The sequence below is a fragment of the Sphingobium agri genome (assembly GCF_023051225.1).
GTDB classification, from domain to species: domain Bacteria; phylum Pseudomonadota; class Alphaproteobacteria; order Sphingomonadales; family Sphingomonadaceae; genus Sphingobium; species Sphingobium agri.
This window is the reverse complement of sequence record NZ_JALKHS010000010.1, coordinates 39,114-62,039: the sequence shown is the minus strand read 5'-3', so window position 1 is coordinate 62,039 and position 22,926 is coordinate 39,114. Positions and strand designations below refer to the sequence as shown.

Genomic DNA, 22,926 nt, shown 5'->3' with positions numbered 1-22,926 from the left:
TGCATGCTCCTATTGCTGAACGGATCGGCCGTGCAAAAAGGCACGGCCTGACATTCCAGCAATCCTCGCAGGCTTCGCAGGGTTCCGGGGCCGGGCGGCAAAGCGCGCCGCCGCTAACCCAGATTGCAAAGGCGGATGCGCGGCCCCGTCAGGCCGCGATCTTGTCCAGTTCGCTGATCAGGCGCAGGAACTCCACCTCATTTTCGTCATGAGGCGTGCCGTCCTCATGGAAGATGTCGTGGAACCAGCGTTCCTTCAGACCATCGATGTTGGGGTTTTCCCACTTGTCCCATGGCAGATGCGTCTGCGTCTTGCCACGGACCAGGCCCCAGCAGAAGGTGCCGACTTCATGCTCCTTCGCCACGGGGAGGATCGCCTGGAAGGTGCTGCCCGCCGGCCGCGCCATATATTCGGTGCAAAGCAGCGGGCGGCCCATGGTCTTGAGCCATTTCACGCGCTGTGCGAAATCTTCGGCGATGCCGTAGTTGTGGAAGGAGATGACATCCGAATTCCCGGTCTGGGCCCGCTGGATCGGACTCAGCAGGTCAGGCGCGGACCAGTCGCCAAGCCAGATGCCGCTGGTGAGCGGGTGTATCGGATTCATTTCCCGCGCCCAGCCGAATGCTTCGACGAGCAGCGGCACGACGAGGTCAGCCTTGGCCTGCAACGCGACGGGATCGCAGAGCGCGACTTCAGGACCATTGTCGGGTTCGTTCCAGATATCCCAGGCGAGCACGCGCGGGTCCTGGCCGAAGCGGCCAACGACGCCCCGGACATATGCTTCCAGACGATCATGTTCGTCGGCGTTCATCAGCGTCGGCATGCCGGGCGATTGCACCCAACCGCTGTTATGAACGCCTTCACGCGGTTCGGGCTGAGGCCCAAGCGCCGGTTCGGGATGCCAGCAGGAATCGAACAGCACCAGCATCGTGCGGATGCCGTGGCGGTCCGCGACGCCAAGGAAGGCCTCGATGCGGTCGAGGAAGCCTTGCGCATCCTCCAGCCAGAGCAGGTCATGCAGATAGACACGAACCGAGTTCATGCCCACCGACGCCGCCAAGGCGAGTTCGCGGTCGATGGTCGGCAGGTCGAAGGTGCTCGCCTGCCACATCTCCAGCTGATTGATCGCATTGGATGGTGTGAAATTGCAGCCAACCAACCAAGGTTGAGCCTTGAACCAAGCATGTGCCGCTTCCGGCGTCCAACGTTCACTCATAACTGTACCCGCTCACGACCCCCGTCCGATTCGACGGCTCTTTAATGGCGCGCCACTACGAACCCCGCTAATTTAGAACAAGAGGGTTAACTGGATATGAGTAAGTGGAATTTTCGATCGATTCCGATCGATTTCTAAGCGGCGTTTTGCATCGATTGTTCCCGGAAATGCTGGGCAAAATGTTCCATGGCCGAAAGGAGCGAGGGAAGCTGCGGACCTTGGGCCGTGGCGAGGGCGACGTTGGCGGGACGGGGGGCGGGCCAACCGAAAGCGTGATGAGCGACGGCATGGACGCGTGAGGGATCATGGCCGCATATTTCAGCGATGCTTTTTGCGAAATCGGCCCAGGAAAGAGCTTGGCCATTGGTGAGGTGCCAAAGGCCCGCCTCTCCGTCGATCAGCAGGTCGAGCGATGCCGTCACCAGATGCGGCACATAGGTCGGTGAGACGACAAGATCAGACGCCGCGTGAAATTCCTCGCCCCGTGCAAGCGCCGAGACGACAGCAGTCGCGAAATTATATTGGTCGTAGGGAGAGAAGAAGGCTGCGGTGCGCGCGATCAGATGCTGACCGGAAAGCTCCGCGATGCCTGCTTCCATCTGCGCCTTGCTGCGCCCATAGCTGTTGCACGGCGAAACGGCATCGCTCTCGACATAGGCGGAGCCTTTCGTGCCGTCGAAAACGAGGTCGCTGGAGAAGGAGAGCGTCGGGATGCCTTCACGCTCGCAAGCCTCGGCAAGCGCGATGGCGCCCAGTGCATTGGCGAGCATGCAGGCCGATTCCTCCGTTTCTGCTTCGTCGACCCGCACCCATCCGGCGGCGTTGACCACTGCCCAGGGGCGCAGCCTTTCCAGCGCCGCGCCGATGCTGGCGCGATCGGAGAGGTCCAGATCCTGGCGGCTTGTAAGGATGAAGGGGATGTTGCGGAGCGAACAGGCGCGGGCCATCGCCTGTCCCAAGGTGCCCGTCGCACCACAGATGAGCAGGGGTCGAGGCGATGTTGGACCGCGAGAACCGGCGATGTGCTGCGTGATCGGCGCGGGCCGTTGGACAGGCGGATGAACCATGCGGACGGGCCTATGCCACCAGCCCGCTTCTGTCGTGACAGGCGGACGAGCGGCCTTGGTCGCCAGCGCTTTTACCAGCGAAGCCATGGCGGTTGGGCGAGGTTGGCCGCTGCTCACGTCCCAGACGCCCGGTTCATAGACGCCCGGTCGAGTGAGGAGCGTGTTCCAGCCGGTGCTGCCCAGAAGGGACCAGATGGTCACCGCTTCCACCGGCACGCGCTGATCATTGAGACGGGTTGCGACGTCCCATGCCTGCGCCATCCAGCGGAGCTGTTCCTCGCGGGTGCAGCCATTATGCACTTCGGTGATCGCGACCGGCAGGCGGTAGCGTTCCCACGCTTCGCGGATCGCGCCTTCGAGCCCCTGGGAGGGTGGATCGAGCACGCGCACCGCCTCCACATCGGCGTAAAGCTGCGTCTCGCTGCCGCCATGCAGATGCCGGGGATAGCGTTGCAGGCGATGATCGAGGAAGCGGTCGCTGGTGAGATAATGGTTGATGCCGATCACGTCGGGCGGGCAGGGATCGTCGAGGATCGTTTGCAGCCGATGTTCGAGGCCGAAGGCCGCGATGCGTTTCCAGAAGGGATCGCTGCGGTCGATCTTTCCGCAAAGAAGATCCCATCCGGTCCAGCGCCGCATATTGTCGAATGTGGCCTGATCCCGGAGCGCGGCGGTGGCGTAGGTGCGGCCAAGGTCGTCCGTCTGGATCAGGCGTGCAGCAGGGTTGATGCGGCGGATGGCCCGCATCGACAGGCGGGTGGCATCGACCTGATTGAGCAGCGCCAGCCAGAAGTCGCGTTCGGAACGCAGATGCGGATACCAATGCCCGTACAGCGCCGAAAAGCGCGCGGTCGTCAGGGGTTCGTTGACGGGCGTCCAGTCTTCGATCCAGGGATAGCGTTCGGCGACATGGCGGGCATGAGTGGCCAAGCCTTCGGCGAAATTGTCAGAGACGAGGCTGGTATAGCGCGGCCCGCTGCCGTGATGGATGAGGCCTGCGATGACCCGGACGCCGAGTTCGCGCAGGCGGGAGAGCCTCTGGTCGCTCCACGCCCAATCGCATTGATCGGGATGATCCGGGCTGGTCCGTTCCCAGAGCACAGGGTAGCGGATCGCCTTTATGCCGAGTTCGGCGAAGCGGTCGAGATCCTCCAGCCGATCCTGATGGCCGCTCAGGCGGATCTGGTCGCCATAATGTTCGTGCACCCGGTTCACGGTGCACTCAAGGCCGCCCCATAGCTGCGGATATTCGGTCATTTCGGATCCCCTCTGATGGCTTTTGGAAGAGGAAGCGGTTCTGACGGTGCCCCCGAGTAGGTCGAAACGGTCCAGCCGTTCAAGTGGATGCCTCCAAATAGCATCCTTCCGCCAACTTATATCAGCGGCAGGGCAGGAACGCGTAAGCTACTCCCGGGGTTGTGTCTGCATTCATCATCCAGAAAGGTACGCGCTTATGGTCCCGCCCCATTCGTCCACTCGGCATGGAACAGGACCAAGTCCCAAACCCGGCGCTCATACGTTAATCTGCTTCAGTCATCTTCGTTGGAATTTCGTATTCCAGCGCCCGCAGCATCTGATGAGCCGCTTCGCCGCACACTCCCAGGTGCTGTTCTGGGAGGAGCCCAACCATGTCGCTGAGCTGAAGGCGCCAGACCTGCATGTCGAAACGTGCGCCCAGACAGGGGTCACGGTGGTTACGCCGCAGCTGCCCGCCGGGCTTCCCAGGGAGCAGGAGTGCGAGGTTCTGAAGCAGCTGCTCGACCTTTATCTCGCCGGGGAGCCGGGGCCGTTCATCCGCTGGTATTATACGCCGATGATGCTGCCCTTTTCCGAACATGTGATGGCGGACTGCATCATCTACGACTGCATGGACGAGCTTGCCAATTTCAAGGGTGCGCCGCCCGAACTGCTGCCGTTGGAGCAGCGGTTGCTGTCGCAGGCGGACCTTGTCTTTACCGGCGGCTACAGCCTGTATGAAGCTAAGCGGGACAAGCATCCTGCCGTCTATCCCTTCCCGTCGAGCGTCGATGCCCAGCATTTCGCGAAGGCGCGCCTTGCTCGCCCGGCCAATGACGATGGGCGCCCGCGCCTTGGCTTCTACGGCGTGGTGGATGAACGGATGGACGTCGAACTGCTCGCCGCACTGGCGGATGCGCGGCCGGAATGGGTGCTGGAGATCATCGGTCCGGTGGTGAAGATCAGCGAGGATGATCTGCCCCGCCGCGACAATCTGCGCTTCCTTGGCGGCCGGTCCTATGAGGATTTGCCCGCTTGCGTTTCGGCATGGGACGTTGCGTTGATGCCTTTTGCCATCAATGACGCGACGCGCTTCATCAGCCCCACGAAGACGCCCGAATATCTGGCTGCTGGCAAGCCGGTCGTGTCCACGCCGATCGCGGACGTGATCCGCCATTATGGCGACATCGAAGCGGTAAAGATCGCGCCGCGCGGGGAAGGCTTCATCGCCGCCTGTGACGAGGCGCTGGCCCTCGCGCGCGGCAATGGGCAGTGGCTGAAGGAAGCGGACCAGCTGCTGGCGGGCATGTCCTGGGACAAGAGCTTCCAGCAGATGGACAGGCTGATCAAGGATGCGCTGTCGCGCAGCGTCCACGCTCATCCGATCGTCTCCCCCACGTCCTGGAGCAGCAGCCGGTCGCATCATTATGATGTGATGGTGGTGGGCGCTGGCTTTGCCGGCGCGGTGATGGCGGAGCGGCTGGCGGCCGATGGCGGCAAGAAGGTGCTGGTGGTCGACCGGCGCCCGCATGTCGGCGGCAATGCCTTCGACGAATATGATGCGAACGGGGTGCTGATCCATCGGTACGGGCCGCACATCTTCCATACCAATAGCGAGGAGATATTCAGCTATCTGTCGCGCTTCACCAAGTGGCGGCCCTATGAGCACAGGGTGCTGGCGGCGGTTGATGACATGCTGGTGCCGATGCCGATCAATCGCACGACGCTCAACATGCTCTATGGCCTTGACCTCAAGACGGAAGAGGATGCGGCGGCGTTCCTGGCCGCGCAGGCGGAACCCGTGTCGGTCGTCCGCACGTCGGAAGATGTGGTGATATCGGCTGTCGGCCGGGAGCTGTATGAGAAATTCTTCCAGGGCTATACGCGCAAGCAGTGGGGGCTAGACCCGTCGGAACTCGACAAGGCGGTAACGTCGCGCGTGCCGACGCGGACCAATACCGACGATCGCTACTTCACCGACAAGTTCCAGGCAATGCCGCTGGAAGGCTATACGCGGATGTTCGAGCGCATGTTGGACCATCCCAATATCGATGTCCTGCTGGGTGTCGATTATTGCGAGGCGCGCGATGCCTATCCGCATGATCATCTGGTGTTCACCGGGCCGATCGACGAATATTTCGGCTATCGTTTCGGCAAGCTGCCCTACCGGTCCCTGCAGTTCGAGCATGCGCAGCTGGACCAGGAACAGTTCCAGCCGGTCGCGGTGGTCAATTACCCGTCGCCCGCGACCGAATATACCCGGATCACGGAATATAAGCATCTGACGGGGCAGCAGTCCCCCCGGACAAGCATCACCTATGAATATCCGGCGGCGGAAGGAGACCCCTATTATCCCATCCCCCGGCCGGAGAACCAGGCGCTGTTCAAACGCTATGAAGCATTGGCGATGGTGCAGCCGGACGTCAGCTTCGTCGGACGTCTCGCTACCTACCGCTATTATAATATGGACCAGGTCGTCGGGCAGGCATTGGCTACCTACCGCAAGATGGCCCAGCGCCACGTCCGCGAGCAGGCTGTTCCAGCAGTCATTGAACTGAGGCCTTCATCGGGCGCGGCTTAGCTGCTCCCCGCCGCTGTTGCCGGGGATGCGGCCGGAGCGTGATCCGATTTCTCTCTGATCGGATCACGCTCCGCTCGTTCAAAAGAGCTGCGCGATGACATGGGAGCTGCAATGCGTATCCATCATCTTAATTGCGGCACCGATTGCCCGCTGGGCGGCAGTCTGTTCGACGGGACCAGCCATGGCCTGACAGGGCGGCTGGTGTGCCATTGCCTGCTGATCGAAACAGACAGCCATGGCCTGGTCCTGATCGACACGGGCTATGGATTGCGGGATGTCCATCATCCCCATGCGGGCTCCCATTCCCGTATCACCCGCACGATGCGCGCCCTTCTCAACATCAAGCTGAAGGAGGAGGAGACAGCATATCGGCAGATCGAACGGCTAGGCCTTTCCCCGTCGGACGTGCGGCACATCCTGCTCACGCATCTCGATTTCGATCATGCCGGTGGGCTGGAGGATTTCCCGCAGGCGCAGATCCATGTGATGGATGCCGAATACAGGTCAGCGGCTGGCCCGCGCCGTGGCTTTGTCACGCGCAACCGTTACCGGCCAGCGCAGTGGAATGACGTCCGGCAATGGCGGCGCTACGGCGCGAGCGGAGAAAGATGGTTCGGGTTCGACGCCGTGCGCGATCTGGAAGGATTGCCGCCTGAAATATTGATGGTCCCCTTGCCGGGCCACACCTGGGGCCATGCGGGAATTGCGATCCACTCGGGTGGCCGCTGGCTGCTGCATGCGGGAGACGCCTATTTCTACAGGGGTGAGATGCGGGGGGCGGCGAGGCATTGCACGCCGGGCCTGCGGGCTTACCAGAATATGATGGAGGTCGATCGGCGGGCGCGATTGGAAAATCAGGAACGCCTGCGCCGATTATCCATCGAGCAGCGGCATGAGCTATCCATCCTCTGCGCGCATGACCGGGTGGAGTTCGACCGTGCAACGGCGGGGCGGCTGCTCTAGCTTCGACGGGAAGGATCGCGGCCGTAGCCGTCATTCTGAAGGACCACGCTGCCGCCGTCGGGAAAGGCGGTCAGGTAGAGGATATAGACGGGCACAGGTTCAGGAAGGGGGACGCGCAGTTCGGTGGCGTTGACCGCGCCCATGGCTTTGCCGTGCATGAGCCAGGTGTAGAGGCGTTCTGCGTCGGCCACGCGGACGCAGCCGGAACTCAGCAGACGATCCTTGCGGGCGAAATTCTGCTTGGCGGGTGTGTCATGCAGATAGATGCCGAGCCGGTTGGGCAGCATGAACTTGACCGCGCCCATCATGTTATCCGGACCCGGCAGTTGCCGCACGCGCAGCTTGGCGGTGCCCGCTGCAACCGCCGGCCAGTCTACCTCGTTGGCCTGGAGGATGCGGGCGTCATCGCCCCATCCCGACAGCAGTTCCAACCGCTCCTGTTCCAGAAGGGCGGGGCCGTCCGAAGCGATGCGGGCTGCACGTGCCTGGATGAGATCAGGCGGGAGGTTCCAATAGGGGTTGCGGACGGAAAAGCGGATCAGCCCGGCAAGCGACGGCGTCTGATGCTGCTTGCGGCCCACGATGACGGGCATTTCGGCCACGCTTTGGCCATTTTCGACCATGATCAACTTGGCCGATGCGCTGTTCACCAGAATGTAGCGGAGGCCCGGATCAGCGGGAAGGGCACGGAGCCGGTCCATGTTGATGAGGAGGGCCTGCTCATAATCGGGATTGGGGAGCCTTGTCGGGTTGATGCCGGTGCGACGATAGTCGCCAAGCGCCTTGCGTAGCCGCTCATAGAGCGGGTGCATCTGCTGGACCTGGGCGAGATAGGCTGTGGCGGAAGGCGGATCAGCGGTTGCGCGGAGCAGGGTGTCGGCGCTGGTCTGCGGCGCGAGACCGGCGTCCACATAGAAGACCCGGTTGCTTTCAGAGGGCGTGCGGAGGGCGCGGACATAGTCGAGCAGGGCTTGCGTCAGCAGGATTTCGCGATCCATCCCCTTCTGCCGTGTGGCGGTTATGGCCGCACTGAAGCTTTCGGGATCGAGGCCGTCTTCGCCCGCATTCGCCAGCATACGCCGGAACATGTCCGCAGCCGCATCCGTCCAGAAGGGACGGTGAGTGCGGGCGCGATAAAATCGCTGGATTGCGGCAGCATCTGCCGCTGCGCCTTCCAATATTATCGCGGGCGTATCGGTTGTGGGCGCATGGCCGATCGCGGGGCTGTCGCTTCGAAAGCCCAGAAGTGCTGCAACCGCCAGCGCGCCGATGCACATCCCGGCGATTTGTGTCTTTGGCGTTGAAGCGGACGGGCCGCTGCCGCCTGGGCGCGGCGTTACGGCAGCGGCGTCATCCGTCCTGGCTGTCAGCCGCGTTCTCCAGCACGCGATACCGCCGAGCCGCCAGTGCTGCTGTCTGATCCGGTCGTGCCATATTGGTCGCCGCTCATCGAGCCACTGCCGGTCGTTCCGGTGCTGCTTTCAGCCTGGCCTGAACCGTAGGTGCCGCTGGTGCCGCTCGTCGAGCCGGTCGAGCTGCCGCTACCCATTGTCCCGGTCGATCCCGACGAGGTCGTGCCGCTGGTGCCGCCGCTCATCGTTCCTGAGGTTCCGGATTGCGCCGTACCGCTGCCGCTGCCACTCCCGCTAGTGGTGCCTGAATTCTGCGCCAACGCAATTCCGCCTGCGGTCAGAGCGCCTAGCGCGCCGACTATTGCAAGTCTTTTCAACATATCATAGATTCCCTCTACTTGGGTGGGGCCGGGGAAACGAGGTGGTTACACTGTCGTTCCGCGCATGAATATTTGTTCTAACTTGAGTTACGCGTTTAATTGTTACGCTTACGTTTGGGTTGGGGGGCTTCTTGACATTCCGGACATTGCTGCTCGTCGCAGCCTTCGCTTGCGGGTCCGCGGCGACGCTGCCGGTTGAACGGCCGACCGTGGCGATCATCGATAGCGGTGTTGCGATGACCGCCGAACTCGCACCGCTGCTGGTCGCGGAATATGACGTGGCGGCGCACCCGGCGAGGGCGCCATTTCATCCGCGTTATGATCATGGCACGATGGTCGCGACGATCCTCGCACGCGCCGCTGGGCGCGATGTCGGGATCATATCCATGCGCATCGATGATCCTGAAGGATGCCCGGCGAATGTCAGCCCGCCTTGCCAGAATGATCCTGCGCCGGTCGCGGCCGCAATCCGGAAGGCGACGGCGCTGAGGGTCGACGCCATCAACATCTCGCTCGCGCTGGGCCAGGATGACGGCATTACGGCAGCGGTGCGGGAGGCCGGATCGAAGGGGATCAAGGTCGTGCTGGCGGCGGGCAATGAGGGATGGGATCATCCCGGCAATCTTGCCCCCGCGCGTGAGGCCTTTCCCGCTGCCGTGCTGGTTGGCGCGTTGGACGGCGCGGGCCATCCGTGGAGCGGCACGAACCGGCCGGGACCTACGCCGCGCGACTATAATTATGTCTGGCAGCCTGGCGTCAAAGTGCCCACGGCCGCTGCCGATGGAAGCGCGGTGCGTGGCACGGGCACATCCTTCGCAGCGCCGATCGAGACTGCACGATTGTTGCGGACTATCGGGCAGGTTCGGGCTTCCTCCCGGACCGCCAACGGGATTTCCTGAAGCCATATCAGCTTCTTTTGGCCGTTATTGAGGCAAGCTTCGTCTAAATTGACTTGATCAGGAACAAAATGCTTGGGGCGCCGATTATAATCCTGTGAGATGGAATTGAGGCGGCTTGTCGATGTTGTCCTTCATCCCCTTGTTATTCGACAATGATCTGGAGGCCGGTGTTTTGCGCCGGTTCGACAAGCCGCATCCTCTCATCTGCAAAAGGAGCACATGAAAGTGACCCAAGGAAGAGGATGGACATTGGCGAGCGCCTGCATGCTCGCACTCACCGCGTGTACGACGGCGACTCCCTATCAGCCTTTGGCGGAACGTGGATCGGTGACCGGCGGCTTTTCCGATGAACAGGTGGAAGCGAACCGGTTCAGGGTCACATTTTCCGGCAACAGCATGACGTCGCGCGACACGGTCGAGCGCTATCTGCTGTATCGGGCCGCCGAATTGACGCGGCAACAGGGATATGACTGGTTCGTCATGGCCGACCGGGCGACGGAACGGCGCAGCAGGACCTATGTGGACCGGCCGTTCAGTTCGGGCATGTACGGCTATTGGGGCCCGTCCTGGCGCTATTATGGCCGCGGGTTCGGCTGGCGGACCTGGGACCCCTTCTGGGGCGACCCTTTCTGGGACAACAGCATCGATGTACGCACCGTGGATCGTTATGAGGCGACGGCCGAGATCGTGATGGGCCGTGGGCGCAAGCCAATGAATGACGTTCGCGCATTCGATGCCAGCGAGGTTCTACGAAATCTCGGACCCAATATAATGCGCCCTACGTGACCAAGCTGCCTGGATGATGGCCGCAGGGGGCGCGGCGGGATGATGAATATGGTTGAGCCTTGGACCCATCGACGGTCCAAGGCTCGACTCCGTGTATGCGGCCGCAGGTGTCAGCGGCCAGAGCCGCTTTGTCCGGGCGCGGACGTGCCGGCAGATCCCCTGGCACTGGTTGGGGCATCGGTGCCGGAGACGGCGCCCCGCGTGCTTGTCTCGCCATCGGTCATGGCGCTCCCGGCGCCTTCGCCTGGAATGCCGTCAGGAACTGTCCCAACCGTGGTGTTGCTGGGCGCGAAGGTGGAATCGCCGGAATCGGCCTGGTCCGACGGAGCGCAGGCCGCGAGGCCCATGGCGATGATCATGATGGGAAGGGATTTGGGCACTTCATCTCTCCTGTTCTGGCATGGCAAGCAACCGGCCATGGGCGCGGCTGTTCCGGGGAACAGGCTTTCGACAATAGTGGGTTAATGCCATCGGCGTTCAGACGGTGACGGGTGCCTGTTTCCTGCCAGTGTCGCCGAAGACACGGAGATAGCGCGCAATTTCCGCCACGTTGCCCGTCGCTTTTTCAGGGTTGTCGGACAATTTGACGGCGGGCCTTCCATTTGCCTCCACCACCTTGCAGACGAGGGAGATCGGGTCGAGTCCGTCGCCTGGAAATGGCGCGCACTGCCGGAAGTCGTTGGTGAGGTTGGTGCCCCAGCCAAAGCTCATCCGCACCTGACCTTCAAAATGCCGATAGGTCTGTTCGATCGCATCGACATCCATGCCATCGGAGAAGATCAGCAGCTTGGTGCGAGGGTCGCGCCCTTTGTCGCGCCACCAGCGGATGATCTGCTCCCCGCCCTCGATCGGCGGCATGCTGTCGGGGCGGAAGCCGGTCCAGTCGGCGACCCAGTCCGGCGCGTCGCGCAGAAAGGCAGCGGTGCCGAATGCATCGGGCAGCACGACCAGCAGGTTGCCGCCATAAAGGGCCCGCCAATCCTGAAGGACGCGATAGGGTGTCGCTGCCAATGCTTCATCGCTGTCCGCCAGGGCTCCCAGCACCATCGGCAGTTCGTGCGCGTTGGTTCCGATTGCCTCAAGGTCGGCGTCCATCGCCAGTAGCACATTGGACGAGCCGATGAAGCGATGCCCGAGGCCTTCCTTCAAGGCTTCCACGCACCAGCGCTGCCACAGGAAGCCGTGGCGCCGCCGGGTGCCGAAATCCGATATGACGAGGTCGGGCAGACGGCTCAGCCTTTCCACCTTTTCCCACAATTTGGCCTTGGCGCGGGCATAGAGCACGTCCAGGGCAAAGCGCCCGCGATCCTTCATCGCCGCGCGGGAACGCAGTTCGTTGATGATGGTGAGCGCGGGAATTTCCCACATGGTCGCATGCGTCCATGGACCGGTGAAGCGCAGCTGATATTCGCCGTCCGCCCTGCTCAGTTCATAGTCGGGCAGGCGGAAGTCGGCGAGCCATGCGATGAAGTCCGGGCTGAACATCTGCGTCTTGCCATAGAAGCTGTTGCCTGCGAGCCAGATCAGTTCCTTTTTCGCGAAACACAGCGATCGGGCATGGTTGAGCTGCGCGCGGAGTTCGCCTTCGTCGATGCTGTCGGCAAGCCTGACCGAGCGGCTGCGGTTGATGATCTGGAACGTGACTTCGACGTCCGGATAAAGACGCCAGATCATCTGGAGCATCAGCAGCTTGTAGAAGTCGGTGTCGAGCAGGCTGCGGACGATGGGGTCCAGCCGCCAATTATGATTATAGGTGCGGGTTGCTATATCCGTGAAAACCATGGGCCATCCTGTCGGGGGTCAACGGCCAAGGCGGTGCAGGGGATCCATTTTCTTGTGCCCATCGGCAATGTGCCGCATCATCGATCCGTGCTTGGGGAAGTGAAGTGGCAGGGATGACAGTTTTGGCCAAGGACATGGCGGAAAAGCCCGCTGGCGGCCGTGCGGCCTATCTGGAGCGGCGGCGCGCGGCGACGCGCGACGGGATCGTCCGGGCGGCACGACAGGTGTTTGCCGAAGCGAGCTATGTCGATGCGAAGATCGACGACATATTGGGCGCGGCTGGAGTCAGCCGGGCCACTTTCTATTCGCATTTTGAATCGAAGCTGGAGCTTGCCAGCGCCATCTATGAGGAGACGGTGCCGCAGACGCGAGCCTTGTTCGAACGGCTGCCGCTGCTGGCGAGGCAGGATCGGTCAGCGGTCAGGGAGTGGTTGGCGGACTTTGTCGGTATCCATCTGGAACATCGCTATGTGACGCCGCTGATCGCGCAGTTGCAATTGTTCGAAACTGGCTTTCGAGCCCGAATATTGGCGGATACCGAGGTGCTGATCGACTTGGTGGCGGGATCAGGTGTCGATGCCTTTGCCAAGGCAAGCACAGACGATCGGCAGCGCATCGGGGTGCGGCTGTTGTTCAATCAGATTGCCCATGTGTGCGCGGAGGTGGCCCGGGGCGAGTTTGGCGTGCAATCCGACATCTGCCTGGATTTGGTGGCAGAGGATATTGTCCGGTTCGTGAAACCGGCTGCCTGACGGGCCGCGAAAGCCGGTGGACTTGAAACCAGACTGAGAGTATGGTTTCAAGAATAACAGGAGTAGGAGAGGCGCCGGTGGTGATCCGGGTCGGCATGGTGGGTGCGAGCCCCGATTATGGCTGGGGTTCTGGCGTCCATCGCCGGGTGATCGAACGATTGCCTGGCTACACGCTGCAAGGCGTATGCACGACGCGGGAGGAAAGCGCCCGGGAGGCCGCCGCCAGGTTCGGGGCGCCGCTGTGGTTCACTGATGCCGAAGTGCTGGCGCAACATCCCGACATTGATCTCGTCGCGATTTGCGTGAAGGTGCCGCATCATCATGCGATTGCCAGGGCAGCGCTGAACGCGGGCAAGCATATCTATTGCGAATGGCCGCTGGCGATCAGCGTGGAGCAAGCGGAGGAACTGGCGGCACTGGCGCGGCGGCGGGGCGTCAAGGCGATGATCGGCCTCCATCTGCGCGGATCACCGGTGATGACCCATGCGGCCAACTTGGTCGCGGAAGGCTATGTGGGCAGGCTCTACAGCGTGACGCTGCATGCGCGGATTTTCGGTCCGGTGATGCGGGCGATGGCGATGCGGGCAGGCGGCACGACGCTCCTGTCCATCTATGGCGGACATTTGATCGACGCCATGGACCATCATTTCGGCCCGATCGAGGATGTCGATGTGCGCGGGGCGATCCATTTGCCGCCGGTCGATGAAAATGGTGCGCCGATTGATCGGGATGCCGACGATCATTTGCTGTTCGAGGGCAGGCTGCGGGGTGGCGCGCTGTTCCAGATGAACCTTGCAGGCGTGTCGATGAGCGGCATGGGTTGCGAGTGGCGCATCGAGGGCAGCGAAGGGTCATTGCTGTTATCGACGCGCGACCCAAGCCTTCCCGCGATAGAATCCTTGGTGCTGCATGGCGTACGAGGGGGTGGCGCGATGGAGCCGATCGCCATCCCCTCTGCCCTGGAATGCGCGGCGATACCTGCTGAACCAGACCGCTACAGCGCCTATCCGGGCAGCTTCGCATCGCGCGAGGCGCTGTCGTCCATCGGCAATCTCTATACGCGTCTGGGCGAAGCCATAGTGAACGACGCAGCGGTTGAGCCAGATTTCGATCGGGCGGCCGCCATCCAGAACCTGCTTGCCCGTCTGGACGGCGCAAGCTCTCCCCGTGCATGTGCACAAGCTGCCGGAGTTACGCCATGAAAGCTGAATTGGAAATCGCCGATACCGCGCAGGCCGACAATGCCGAAGAGGTCACGTCGGGTAGTGCGATCTTCTACCTGAACGGCCGCCGCAAGGTGCGGACGGAAAGCAGTGTGCTGGTCAGCTCTTCGCGGTGGCTGAACGATGCGCGGGTGCGCGAGTGGATCTCGACCGAAAATCTGCGGCGCAACGGTCATGACTATCCGCTGCTCTATGGTCTCCCGACGCTGATGCAGGCGGTCGATGAGGTGCGTGATGTCGAAGAGGCCGAAAAGCTGGTGGCGGAGGAACGCCGCCGTAACCCGGCATTCGACCAGTGGCTGAACGAAGCTTTTGTGTCGACCTACAGCAAGGATGATCTGAAGGAATATCCGGAGGGTTCGGTCGGCCGCCAATTGTTCGAATATATGGATGAGTTCGACCTTTCGCCTGAACTCAACTCCCGCATCCTGGACAATCCTGATTGGAAGCCAGCGAATACGCTAGACTATTGGAACCTGCGCATGGGACAGACCCATGATGCCTATCATATATTGGGCGAAGTAGGATTTGGATCAGTCGCCGAATATTTCATCACCGGCGTGGTCACGGGCAATGTGTTCCGGCATCTGGGCGCGGAACTGGCGGGCGCTCTGATGACGGTCAATACGCTGATCATGTTCCCTTGGATGACGCGGACGATGCTGCATTATCCGGGGGCGTGGCCGGATTTGTGGCGGAACCTGTCCTATGGCTATGAGGTGGGGCAGCAGTCGGACGCGCTGTTCACCGCGAAGTTCGAGGAGATCATGCACCTTTCACCCGCCGAGGCGCGGGCGGCGCTGGGCTGGCGCGGGCACCGGGAGGGCGTCGATAGTAGGCAGGCGTCGATGATCTTTGGCGAGGGGCGGGAGATCATTCCCTGAAGTTGTGGCGCGGGTTCTTGAAAGGGAAGAAGAGGACTTCGACAAGCTCAGTCTGAACGGTGCTTGTATGTTCCGGACAGATCAGAACGGGAGGAGGCGCTTAGCCCCCTCCCGATATCTCACTTCCCGTCGAGATGGGCGAAGTCGAACTGGCTCGTCGGAATGATGTCGATGCGCGAAAAGTCGATGAAGCCTGCGCAGCTGTCCGCCATATCCTTTGTATTGCGGGCGAATTTCTCATCATCGCCGACTGCGTCGAAGAAGGCGGGAGAGTTGGTCATCGCTTCTGGCGTGAAGCATTCCTCGACAAAGGCATCATAGTCGGGTGCATTGGGCGTCAGCGCGCGAACGATGATATTCTGGACATATTCGAAATTCGCCTGCGTATCGATGGCGACGCGGGTGTGGTGCCGGTGCCAGTGCGCGACGGCATCGTCCCAGCTCATGTCCGAGCGGAAGGAGATGAAGCTCGCCTGCGACCAGCCCCAGGTGCGTGACCCGGCCTGCGGCGCATGATCCCGGTTGGGAATGATGGTGGATTCAGCAACGACCCACAGCTCGAAGCGGCTGCTATGTTCGGCCAGGATGTCGTCAATGGGTCCGCGGAAATGGGCATTGGCGGTGGGTAGCCAGAATTGCACCACCGCATCCTGCTGCGGCTGCTGCCATGTTTGCAGGAGGGGGGCAGCTGGTTCCACGGTCGCGTCGCGCAGGTTCAGGCGGATCGCAGTTGCGCCCGCATCCTTGAGCGCAGCGGGGAGCGCGGCTTTCAACTGTTCGGCATAGTCGGCGCGGGTGACGCCCTCGGGCGCCCAAAGAGCGCAGATCAGCTTTTCCATTCAGATCTCTCCATCAATCTTTCAGGTCAGTCGAAATTGGCCTGTCCACCGTCAAGCGGGATGGTGGCGCCCGTCAGATAGGACAGGTCCGATCCGCACAGGGCGACAATGGCGCGGCCGATATCTTCCTCCAGCCGGCCGATGCGGTCGAGCGGGATGGTGCGAAAGAAGGCCTTTGCCTCCTCGGGATTATTCTCGATCCACCATTTGAGGCCCGGCGATTCGGCGTGCGGAGCGATGGTGAGGACGCGGATATTCTGCCGCCCCCATTCCGCCGCGCCCGCGCGGGTAAGGACACGGGTCGCCTGCTTCACAGCGCCATAGCAGCCATAGCCGGTCATGTCCCAGCGGATGCCAGCGGAAGAAGCGAAGTTGAAGATGGTGCCGCCGCCGCGCGCCGCCATATGGGGACGCACCAGCTTCATCAGGCGGAACGAGGCGAGGGGGCCAGATTCAAATCCTGCCAGGAAAGCCTCGTCCGTCACTTCATCGAGCAGGCCAAGCGGCACTTCCTGCGCATTGTTGATCAGGATATCGACGCCGCCAAGATCGCTGACCGCCCGGTCGACGGCAGCGGCGAGATCGTCCGCTGCCTTTACGTTACAGGCGACGGCGATGGCGCGAACGCCATGGCCTTCGGCAAGGCGTGCGGTTTCCTCAACCTTTTCGAGCGTCCGCCCTGCCAGCAGCAGATTCACGCCTTCAGCCGCCAGGGCTGTGGCGATGCCCTGCCCGATGCCCTGTCCCGCCCCGGTGATCAGGGCAACCTTGCCTTTGAGAGCCGACATCGCTCTATCCTTTCCCTTCATTTTGTTTCTGTGGCCTGCGCGTTGCCGCGCCTTGGATGTCAGACCTGGCGCGGCCGCAAGATCGCGTCGCTGCCGCCGTCGATGAAGATCAACTGACCCAGCAGATAATTATTTTCCATGTTGAGCAGGAAGTCGAGCAGTTCGGCGATCTGTTCCGGCCCGGCATATTCGTTGACGGCGATCGGATTGCTCTGGTTGATGAGCTTTACCATGTCCGGCTGGCTGAGCAGCGGTGTCGTCATCGGCGTTTTCACCACGCCAGGCCCGATGCCATTCAGCAAAATGCCTGCGCCGCCCCATTCGGGCTGCACCGCGGCGCGGCGGACCCATTGCGATAGTGCGTTTTTCGACGTGGAGTAGGCGTTGCCCCCATCATTCGCCATGGCTTCGCGCGCGGCCTCTTCCTTGCCCGCGAGGCAGAGTTCGACCACCTGGGCGTTGGACGGCAATATGGCGGTGGTGGAGCAGATGGCGACAGCGCGCGGGCGGGCCGATTTCGCCAGCAGCGGGCGCAATCCTTCCAGCGTGGCGACCGCGCCGAAATAATTGATGCCGATCGTCTCCCGTTCCATCCCTTGGGCCGAGATGCCGGCCCCGGCGAGGACCGCGTCGATGCCATCGGGTGCGCGGCGCGTGACCTCATCGATCATGCTGGTCCGACCTTCCGCCGTGCCGAGATCCGCATCAATGTCGGAATTGCGCAGGTCGACACCGATAACCTGGTGACCCGCGCGCTCGAGCCTGTCGCGTGTGGCGGCGCCGATTCCCGATGCTGCGCCAGTCACGACTATGGTTCTGCTCATGAAAACACTCTCCGCCTTTTGCTTTGTTGCGTTGTAGATGGCAGCTTTTGCTGCGCATAGCCAGTGCTTGTTCTTATGAGCCTATGAGATTATCGTTGGTTCATGACGCAGCAGGTTCCGATCGGCCAAGAGGCTCCGTTGCACAGCGCGACTGGGCCGTGGACGGTATTGGCCGTCGTAACGAGCAGCGCCGCGCGGGTAGAATTGCGCCGGTACGAACTTCCGCGTCCCAACGAGATGTGGGAACTGGACGAGGCACCGATCCTGTCGATCGTCATGCCGCGCGCCGAAGGGACGCAGGGCGAAATCATGTTCGACCTAGGCGACCGGCGGCGGCACAAGGTCGGCCGCCTGATGCTGCGGCCCGGCGGCATTGCCATGCATTCGCGGGGCGACGGAGGTACGCTCGACATATTGACCTGCCGGTTCGATCCGGTGCGCTTTGCGGCGGTGACGGGACTGTCGGATTGGGATTCGCGGCGGTTGAGCCGGTGCGCGTCGATTACTTCGCCGGTGCTGATGGCGTTGGCGGAACGGCTGAAGCAGGAGACGGTGACGCCTGGCTACGGCTCGGAAATGGCGGTCGAGGCGTTGGTGCAACTCGCGATGGTGGAGCTGGCGCGGTTGTTCCGGCGGCCGCGACAGGCTGATGCCGCGCAGGGTGGCCTTGCGCCCTGGCAGCTTGCGCGGATCGAGGAGGCACTGCGGTCGAGCGATGGGGAATGGCCGACGACGCAGGCGCTTGCCAGCCTGTGCGGGATCAGCCGGTCGCACCTGTCGCGGTCGTTCGCGGCGACGGCGGGCATGGCGCTGTCTGACCATGCAGCCGCGATCCGGATGGAGCGGGCGCAAGACATGATCCGGGGCGGCGTGCTGCCGATGAGCCGGATCGCGGAGGCGCTGGGCTTTGCGACGGCAAGTGCGTTCAGCGCCGCGTTCCGGCGCGCCACGGGGCTAACGCCGCGCGCGTTTCGGCAGGGGTTTCATTAAGGGCTGACTGTGTTCGGGGTTACGCAAGTAGGCTCTAGATCGCCCGATTGGCATTGAGAAATTCGATCAGCACTTGGGCGAGTGCTGCGCCCTGGTCTTCCTGCACGAAATGTCCGCCGTTGGCGATGCGGGCGTGCGGCTGGCCTTTCGCGCCGGGGATGCGGCGTTGAAAGACCTCTTCCCAAGCGATCGTGGCGGGGTCCTGATCGCTGAAGGCTGTGAGGAAGGGCTTGTCCCAGCTTTCAAGGAAGCGCCAGGCGGCGCGGTTTGCCTCCAAGCCTTCGGCGCCCTCAGCGATCGGGATGCCACAGGTGATCTGGAGCATGCCTTTCTTGTAGGACGCGTCGGGGAAGGGCGCGGCGTAGGCGGCGAGGACGTCTGCCGGAACATCGGTAGCGCAGGCGCGGCCGACCAGCAGGTCGAGCGGCAAGTCTTCGCTGGTGCGGCAGGTTTCGACCCAGGCGGCGATCTGCTCGCCCGGCCAATCCGCCACGCCGAGCGGCGGCGCATCGCAATTTTGCAGCAGCGTGTTGGTGGCGAGAACGGCGCTGAAACGCTCCGGACATTCGGACAGGACGCGCAGCCCGATGGGGCCGCCCCAATCCTGGCAGACGAGGGTTATGCCGGTGAGGTCGAGCGTCTCGACAAAGGCCCGCATCCATTTGACGAAGCGGTCGAACCCGTAATCGGCGCGGCTGGCAGGCTTGTCCGACTTGCCGAAGCCGATCATGTCGGGCGCGATGACGCGATAGCCCGCTGCCACGACCGGGCCAATCATGTGGCGGTAGAGATAGCTCCAGGTCGGGTTGCCGTGCAGCATGAGGACGATGGGGGCTTCGCGGTCCCCCTCATCCACATAATGCATGCGCAAGGGGCCGAGGCGGGCGTCTTCCACCTCCACATAATGGGGCGCGAAGTCATAGCCCGGCAGAGCGTCGAAGCAGGCTTGCGGCGTACGCAGGATGCCGGGCCGGACTTCCATCGTCAAAGGATGTAGCGTTCGCGATAAGTGGCGAATTCGCGCTTGATCGCCTCTTCATCAAGGCCGAAGCGTTCGAGCGAATAGTCGTGCATCGGCCGCTGCTCGCGCTTGTTGCCCGCGAGGAATTCAGCCAGCACTTCTTCCAGCTGGGCATCGACGGGGATGCCCATGCGAGACAGCACGCGCTCTGCCTGCGCCATCGGTTCCTTGCCGACTTCGCGATAGTCGATGTCGATGAAGCGGTCTTCGCCGATCCGTTCACGCGCTGCTTCGAACAGGCGCATCCATTCTACAAGGCGCGGGAACCAGAAGGCACCGACTTCCGCGTCAGTAAGGGTGGCGCTGAGCTTGTACAGCGCCGCCTGCATGGAGACGTAGGAGGGCACGGTCTGCAACGGGTCGCGGTGCGTCATGATGAGCAGCGCGTCCGGGAAAGCCTTTGCCGCGACTTCCGCATAGGGGAGGTTGGAGGGGCTCTTCAAAATCCACTTGCGGCCCTTGCGCGAAGGGTCCTGCCACTGAAGATATTTGAGGATGGTCTTGAGGTCCTCATGCCCTTTGGACTGGTCATATGTGTTCAGCCAGCGGCTGAAGCTTGGCACATAATTCATGCCCTCTATCATCGTGCTGACGAACATCTGGCCGAGGACCAGGATTTCCTCGTCCGGCGCGTCGGGTTCGAGGGGATGGATGGACGCGAGTTCGGGCGAAAGCTGCAGCCAGCCATCGATCATCGCCTGCGCATAGGCACGGCGTTCGACCGGATTGCCGCGTTCTTCGCCGGGGAAAGGAGCGAAATTCTGCGCCTCGTACCAGCGCAGGCCCGTCATGCCGGGCGCGCTGGCGAGCAGGCGCTGGAAGATGGTGCTGCCGGTGCGCGGCAGGCCCAGGATGATGCCCGCGACATCGACCTTTTCGTCGAGGATTTCCGGGTGGCGCTTGATGTCCTCCACCATGCGCAGGCGGCTGACCAGGCCCTTGACGATGACCTCGGTCGTCGAAGCGCGCCCGGCGGGGGTGAGGCGGCCTTCGCGGTTCGATGCCTCGATATAGCGGTCCATCGGTTCGAAGAACCACTCGTCCCCGAAATCGGAGAGCCCTGCCCGCTCGCGCGCCTGTTGCAGCAGCGCCTCCCGTTCGAGGGGCTGGGTCTGGATCTGGTCGGGCTGGGTCGCCATGGTCGTCACTCTTCTTCAAAAGCTTAAAGGTTGGGGTAGGTCAGCCTGCGGTCTGGCCGCCGTCGACGGGGAAGGCCACGCCGGTGATGCGCTTGGCCTCTGCCGATGCAAGGAACGCAACAGTGTCGGCAATGTCGTCGGTCGTCGCCATCGCGCCGCTGTCCAGCCAGGAGGCCGAACGCATGACCATCTGCCAGTCGATATTGTCCGGCGGCGTCTGATGCAGCATCGGCGTGTCCACGCCGCCCGGGCAGACGGCGTTGACGCGCACGCCTTCCTTCGAAAACTCCAGCGCCAGCGCGCGGGTCAAGCCGACCACGCCATGCTTGGATGCGGTGTAGGCCGAATTATAGGGCACGCCGACAAGACCGGCGGCGGAAGCCATGTTGACGACATTGCCGCGCCGCGCGACCAGATGGGGCATGGCCGCACGGCACATCTGGTAGACGCCCGTCAGGTTCACTGAGATAACCCGATCCCAACGGGTGCGATCGACATCTTCGAAGCGGCCGAAGTCCAGCACGCCAGCGATGTTGCAGAGGATGTCGAGCCCGCCATGAAGCGTGACAGCGCGATCGATTATGGCTTTGCAGGATACTTCATCCGCGACGTCGAGCGCCAATGCGGTGGCCGCCGGTCCAATGGCCTGCGCGGCGTCCTCGACACCCTGCGCATTGCGATCACCGATGACGACTTTTGCGCCGTCTGCTGCGAGCCGCCTTGCCACCGCCAAGCCGATCCCGGACGCCGCGCCGGTCACAACCGCGATCTTGCCATCCAGACGCATGTACCTCTCCTCATCTTTTAATTTGTTGATCGATGCTTGCGTCAATTTGCTACGCAATTCAAGGCTCATGCACGGAAAAACTTGACAAGCGCGAACCTCGCAGGCCTGATCTGGTTCATAAAATCAGAAGGAGGATGTCTGATGCTTTCGCTCCAGGAAATTTCGGACCGGCTTGAAATTCAGGATCTTCTGTCCCGCTACAGCTATGCCATCGATGAGCGGAACTGGGACGGACTGGACGAAGTCTTCACGCCTGACGCGGTGATCGATTATAGCGAGACGGGCGGGGCAAAGGGCAGCGTCGCGCAGATCAAGGCATGGTTGCCGGTTGCCATGGAGCGGTTCCCCCTCTTCCAGCATATGGTCGCGACGACGAAGCTGGAACTGGACGGCGACACAGCCCGCAGCCGGACCATGCTGTTCAACCCGATGGTCTACAAGGGTGACGATGGCAAGGAGCAGGTGTTCTTCATCGGCCTCTGGTATCGCGACAAGCTGGTGCGGACCGGCGAAGGCTGGCGGATTGCCGAGCGGTACGAGGAAATGGGCTACGCCCATAATGTGCCCGAGATGCCGCCGATCCCGCCCGTCCCAGCTTGACGGTCTCGCGCTTGCTGGCGGGCTCCGCGGCCCGCGCTGCCTCTATCTGCACCGGCCAAAATGTCCTATAGCTGGCGTCAGCTGCACGGCGTTCGTGCAGCGTCATGGTGCCAGGCCAAGAGGGGGACGACGCCAGCCGATGATCAGCAGCGAGGCAGAAAAAATCGAAGAGGGGGCGAAGAGGCGGGTCGGCAGGCCCAATGCCCGTGAAGCCGAGCTGAAGCATGAGGCGATGTTGGAGGCGGCGCTGGAGGAGTTTTCCAGCCATGGATTTCATGGTGCGTCCGTGCGATCCATCGCTGAGCGGGCGGGCGTGTCGACGCGCACGGTGTATAACCGTTACACGGACAAGGTCGCGCTGTTCGAAGCCTGTCTGGAGATGTCGGCGATCCGCCATCATGTTCCGACAGATGGGAAAGGCACCCTGCGTGAACAGTTGATGCGCTATGCGCTGCACGTCAGCAGCCGCGTCAATGAGGACCGACAGGTACGGTTGGCCCGCATCATTTTTCGTGAGTGCATCAGCTTTCCTCAATTGGAGGAAGTGTCCCGCCGACAATTCGAGCGGTTTCAGCTGGAACCGCTGCAGAATATCCTGACAGCGCATGGTTTTGCCAAGACGCAGGCTACGACGCTGGCGGAATTTTATGTCGCCCTGCTGCTGCGGCGGTGGCAGAACCGCATCATCTACAATGAGAAGGCGATGACCCCGGCGCAGATCAGGGCCAATGCCGAAACCGCGACGAACCTGTTCCTGAATGGCGCCAGCGGAATGTCCAACGAGGATCCGAGCACCCGCAAGGCATGACCGGACCTG

The 22,926-nt window shown here is 62.4% G+C and carries 22 protein-coding genes; 10 read left to right on the top strand and 12 right to left on the bottom strand.

The features are described from left to right. Positions 1-148: 148 nt before the first annotated feature. Both MU848_RS13010 and MU848_RS13005 read right to left on the bottom strand, forming a co-directional pair. Positions 149-1,216, bottom strand: coding sequence for a cellulase family glycosylhydrolase (locus MU848_RS13010; protein ID WP_097093204.1), 1,068 nt, complete (start codon positions 1,214-1,216; stop codon positions 149-151). Positions 1,217-1,350: 134 nt separating this feature from the next. Beyond that, positions 1,351-3,540 (bottom strand): sugar nucleotide-binding protein, encoded by a 2,190-nt coding sequence (locus tag MU848_RS13005; RefSeq protein WP_247232907.1) that lies wholly within the window; start codon positions 3,538-3,540, stop codon positions 1,351-1,353. Positions 3,541-3,859: 319 nt separating this feature from the next. On the opposite strand from MU848_RS13005, the gene glf reads away from it, so the two are divergent. Together glf and MU848_RS12995 are read left to right on the top strand one after the other, a co-directional pair. Beyond that, positions 3,860-6,100 (top strand): UDP-galactopyranose mutase, encoded by a 2,241-nt coding sequence (glf, locus tag MU848_RS13000; protein WP_247232891.1) that lies wholly within the window; start codon positions 3,860-3,862, stop codon positions 6,098-6,100. A gap of 111 nt (positions 6,101-6,211) precedes the next feature. Further along, positions 6,212-7,063 (top strand): MBL fold metallo-hydrolase, encoded by an 852-nt coding sequence (locus MU848_RS12995; protein WP_247232881.1) that lies wholly within the window; start codon positions 6,212-6,214, stop codon positions 7,061-7,063. On the opposite strand, the gene MU848_RS12990 is transcribed toward MU848_RS12995, so the two are convergent. Together MU848_RS12990 and MU848_RS12985 are read right to left on the bottom strand one after the other, a co-directional pair. Beyond that, positions 7,060-8,340 (bottom strand): L,D-transpeptidase family protein, encoded by a 1,281-nt coding sequence (locus MU848_RS12990; protein ID WP_247232878.1) that lies wholly within the window; start codon positions 8,338-8,340, stop codon positions 7,060-7,062. The two genes, MU848_RS12995 and MU848_RS12990, sit on opposite strands and share 4 nt — an antisense overlap. Positions 8,341-8,429: 89 nt before the next feature. Then, positions 8,430-8,795: a hypothetical protein gene (locus tag MU848_RS12985; RefSeq protein WP_247232871.1), complete on the bottom strand. Its 366-nt coding sequence runs from the start codon at positions 8,793-8,795 to the stop codon at positions 8,430-8,432. A gap of 131 nt (positions 8,796-8,926) precedes the next feature. Here MU848_RS12985 and MU848_RS12980 point away from each other — a divergent pair, with 131 nt between their 5' ends. After that, positions 8,927-9,694 (top strand): S8 family peptidase, encoded by a 768-nt coding sequence (locus MU848_RS12980; protein ID WP_247232869.1) that lies wholly within the window; start codon positions 8,927-8,929, stop codon positions 9,692-9,694. A gap of 219 nt (positions 9,695-9,913) precedes the next feature. Then, positions 9,914-10,480, top strand: a complete 567-nt coding sequence (locus tag MU848_RS12975) for a CC0125/CC1285 family lipoprotein (protein WP_247232866.1) — start codon at positions 9,914-9,916, stop codon at positions 10,478-10,480. A gap of 110 nt (positions 10,481-10,590) precedes the next feature. Here the strand turns inward: MU848_RS12975 and MU848_RS12970 are convergent, their stop codons facing one another. Both MU848_RS12970 and pncB read right to left on the bottom strand, forming a co-directional pair. Then, the gene (locus tag MU848_RS12970) at positions 10,591-10,860 is read right to left on the bottom strand and encodes a hypothetical protein (protein WP_247232864.1); all 270 of its coding nucleotides are present in this window, start codon (positions 10,858-10,860) and stop codon (positions 10,591-10,593) included. Positions 10,861-10,957: 97 nt separating this feature from the next. Further along, positions 10,958-12,262: a nicotinate phosphoribosyltransferase gene (gene pncB, locus MU848_RS12965; protein WP_247232850.1), complete on the bottom strand. Its 1,305-nt coding sequence runs from the start codon at positions 12,260-12,262 to the stop codon at positions 10,958-10,960. Positions 12,263-12,375: 113 nt separating this feature from the next. Between pncB and MU848_RS12960 the strand changes: the two genes are divergently transcribed. From MU848_RS12960 to MU848_RS12950, 3 genes are all read left to right on the top strand, one after another. Then, the gene (locus MU848_RS12960; protein ID WP_247232843.1) at positions 12,376-13,014 is read left to right on the top strand and encodes a TetR/AcrR family transcriptional regulator; all 639 of its coding nucleotides are present in this window, start codon (positions 12,376-12,378) and stop codon (positions 13,012-13,014) included. Positions 13,015-13,091: 77 nt separating this feature from the next. After that, on the top strand, positions 13,092-14,216 hold the full coding sequence (locus MU848_RS12955; RefSeq protein WP_247232841.1) for a Gfo/Idh/MocA family protein: 1,125 nt from the start codon (positions 13,092-13,094) through the stop codon (positions 14,214-14,216). Next, on the top strand, positions 14,213-15,121 hold the full coding sequence (locus MU848_RS12950) for a hypothetical protein (protein ID WP_247232839.1): 909 nt from the start codon (positions 14,213-14,215) through the stop codon (positions 15,119-15,121). The genes MU848_RS12955 and MU848_RS12950 overlap by 4 nt, the downstream gene beginning before the upstream one ends. A gap of 119 nt (positions 15,122-15,240) precedes the next feature. On the opposite strand, the gene hsh3 is transcribed toward MU848_RS12950, so the two are convergent. The 3 genes from hsh3 to MU848_RS12935 are packed head-to-tail and all read right to left on the bottom strand — an operon-like array spanning position 15,241 to position 17,572. After that, complete coding sequence (hsh3, locus tag MU848_RS12945) at positions 15,241-15,960, bottom strand: 7-beta-hydroxysteroid dehydratase Hsh3 (RefSeq protein ID WP_247232837.1); 720 nt, start codon at positions 15,958-15,960, stop codon at positions 15,241-15,243. Between the two features lie 26 nt (positions 15,961-15,986). Then, a complete protein-coding gene (locus MU848_RS12940) occupies positions 15,987-16,748 on the bottom strand; it encodes an SDR family NAD(P)-dependent oxidoreductase (RefSeq protein WP_201516472.1) in 762 nt (253 codons plus the stop codon). Between the two features lie 59 nt (positions 16,749-16,807). Next, the gene (locus MU848_RS12935; protein ID WP_247232830.1) at positions 16,808-17,572 is read right to left on the bottom strand and encodes an SDR family oxidoreductase; all 765 of its coding nucleotides are present in this window, start codon (positions 17,570-17,572) and stop codon (positions 16,808-16,810) included. 102 nt (positions 17,573-17,674) lie between these two features. Between MU848_RS12935 and MU848_RS12930 the strand changes: the two genes are divergently transcribed. Further along, positions 17,675-18,562, top strand: a complete 888-nt coding sequence (locus MU848_RS12930) for a helix-turn-helix transcriptional regulator (RefSeq protein ID WP_247232822.1) — start codon at positions 17,675-17,677, stop codon at positions 18,560-18,562. A 34-nt stretch (positions 18,563-18,596) separates the two neighbouring features. Here MU848_RS12930 and MU848_RS12925 read toward each other — a convergent pair whose 3' ends face one another. The 3 genes from MU848_RS12925 to MU848_RS12915 are packed head-to-tail and all read right to left on the bottom strand — an operon-like array spanning position 18,597 to position 21,509. Then, positions 18,597-19,544, bottom strand: coding sequence for a haloalkane dehalogenase (locus MU848_RS12925; protein WP_247232819.1), 948 nt, complete (start codon positions 19,542-19,544; stop codon positions 18,597-18,599). A gap of 2 nt (positions 19,545-19,546) precedes the next feature. After that, a complete protein-coding gene (locus MU848_RS12920; RefSeq protein WP_247232818.1) occupies positions 19,547-20,722 on the bottom strand; it encodes a sulfotransferase family protein in 1,176 nt (391 codons plus the stop codon). A gap of 40 nt (positions 20,723-20,762) precedes the next feature. After that, positions 20,763-21,509 (bottom strand): SDR family NAD(P)-dependent oxidoreductase, encoded by a 747-nt coding sequence (locus tag MU848_RS12915; RefSeq protein ID WP_247232817.1) that lies wholly within the window; start codon positions 21,507-21,509, stop codon positions 20,763-20,765. Positions 21,510-21,650: 141 nt separating this feature from the next. On the opposite strand from MU848_RS12915, the gene MU848_RS12910 reads away from it, so the two are divergent. Together MU848_RS12910 and MU848_RS12905 are read left to right on the top strand one after the other, a co-directional pair. Then, positions 21,651-22,109 carry a nuclear transport factor 2 family protein gene (locus MU848_RS12910; protein WP_097093222.1) on the top strand — a complete coding sequence of 153 codons (459 nt, stop codon included), beginning with the start codon at positions 21,651-21,653 and terminating at the stop codon, positions 22,107-22,109. Positions 22,110-22,248: 139 nt separating this feature from the next. Continuing rightward, positions 22,249-22,917 (top strand): TetR/AcrR family transcriptional regulator, encoded by a 669-nt coding sequence (locus MU848_RS12905; protein ID WP_247232816.1) that lies wholly within the window; start codon positions 22,249-22,251, stop codon positions 22,915-22,917. Positions 22,918-22,926: the final 9 nt, after the last annotated feature.